Origin of the sequence: Mesorhizobium sp. M2A.F.Ca.ET.037.01.1.1, from assembly GCF_003998075.1 — a bacterium.
Taxonomy (GTDB): Bacteria; Pseudomonadota; Alphaproteobacteria; order Rhizobiales; family Rhizobiaceae; genus Mesorhizobium.
Map to the genome: position 1 here is coordinate 1 of NZ_RZSA01001095.1, position 2,024 is coordinate 2,024.

Genomic DNA, 2,024 nt, shown 5'->3' on the forward strand with positions numbered 1-2,024 from the left:
ATCTAAGCGCGCTCGCAAAAAACCTCAGCCTTGACGCGATGGGCCCTTCGGATTCTACGTGCCTTCCGCGGCGCCCTCCATCGCCACTGAAAACCAAGCGACGTCTGCGGCCATGATGGCTGCGAGGCAGGCGCGTGGGTGTCATTCGGGTAGACCTGAGGCGCGCATTGCTTCGATAAGACTCCTGCGAGCACCGGCGCGCAACCGATGGCGGAGCACTGACCGGTGCTGCTGAAGTTGGGTTGCAGTTGTATCACGCGCTCGGCAGCCGCTTTCCCATTCAACGGATGGACACGGCGCTGGATCAGCGTTTTGAACCAACTTTGGCGAACCGCTCTGTAGCCCCTTGGCGAATAACGACTATGTTAGTCGCCAAGGGTGGTTGTTTTCTGCAGGAAATCAATACGTTACTGGCTGGTTCGCCAATCCGTTTCCTTCGTATTCTCTCGTATGGTCTGGCGAACCTGAGGATCACGAGGAGGGCTAATTCAATCCAATCGGGTCAGCCGTCACCTGCCAAGAAAGCGGCACTGATTGCTTTGTTGACCTGATATCAATGCGACTGGTTTGGGGCCGTTAGCGGAACTCCGGTTTAGCGATGATTGAGCTATGAAGCGGACCTTCCAGCCAGCATATTCTCGACGCTTCGCAAGCTGCAAACCTCACCTCAACGGCCTCAACGGCTGGGACATAACGGCGCGGAGCTATTCGCCATTGGTGCCATTTATCTTGGGGAATAGGAATTCGAGACTGCTGATCCGATGCGCAGAGCTGTTTAGCCGGCCACGTCCAGAATGCCTTGGTTCTTCCGTTTTGCCAGCAGTTGCGTCAGCCAATCCGGATCCATTGCCGGCACGGAAGAGAGAAGCCGTTCTGTGTAGGCAACCTGAGGTGATGTCAGGATCTCGGTTTTCGAACCGTGCTCCACCACCTTGCCTTGGTGCATGACGACGACCTCGTCCGCGATTGCCCTTACTGTCGCGATATCATGGGTGATAAAGATGTAGCTGACGCCGAGTTCGCTCTGTAGGCGTATCAGAAGCTTCAAGATTTCTTCTTGCACAACTTGATCCAGTGCCGAGGTGACCTCGTCACAGATGATGAGCTCGGGATTCGCAGCGAGCGCGCGCGCAATACAGATCCGCTGTTTCTGGCCTCCCGACAATTCACCGGGCAGCCTATCAAGGAAACTTTCGTCCATCTCGATCATATGCATGAGTTCGCCGATCCGGCGGTCGCGCTGCTCCCCTTTTAGGCCTAAATAGAACTCAAGCGGACGCGCGATTATGTCCTCTACAGTCTGGCGAGGGTTAAGCGCGCTGTCCGGCGACTGATAGATCATCTGAATACGCCGCAGCAGATCTTTCGAGCGTTGCTTTAAGGACAGGGGAAGCGGCTGGGCGTCAAATGAGATCGAGCCCGAAATAGCGGGCAGCAAACCGGTAACGACGCGGGCGAGCGTCGATTTCCCAGACCCTGATTCGCCCACCAACGCTACCGTTCGGCCACGCGGAACCTTGATGGACACGTCCACCAGCACCTTAACCCTTCCAGCATAAGCGGCGGTTACATTGTCGATGATCAGTAAATGGTCCCGGGCCTCAATCTCTGGCTTGGCGAGCTTTCGCACAGCCCAGAGCGTCCGAGTGTATTCCTGGGTGGGGGCTGCAAGCATCTGCCGTGTGCCCGCTTCCTCGACAGTTTGTCCGTGGCGCAGGACCATGATCCGGTCTGCCATCTGCGCCACTACGGCCAGATCGTGCGTCACGTATATCGCCGCAGTGTTGAAATCTTCAACAATACTGCGGATTGACGCTAGAACCTCGACTTGAGTCGTCACATCGAGCGCAGTTGTCGGCTCGTCGAACACAATCAAGTCGGGCCGGCACGCCATAGCCATGGCGGTCATGGCTCGCTGTAATTGGCCGCCGGATACCTGATGCGGATACCGGAAACCTATAGTCTCAGGCTCTGGAAGTTGGAGCCGTTTATAAAGCTCCACAGCATCACGGTTGGCCTCACCT

1 protein-coding gene is annotated in these 2,024 nt (G+C 56.4%); it reads right to left on the bottom strand.

The window, feature by feature from the left end:
- Positions 1-775 precede the first annotated feature (775 nt).
- A partial coding sequence (locus tag EOA27_RS33780; RefSeq protein ID WP_145970732.1) for an ABC transporter ATP-binding protein occupies positions 776-2,024 on the bottom strand: 1,249 nt, incomplete at its 5' end.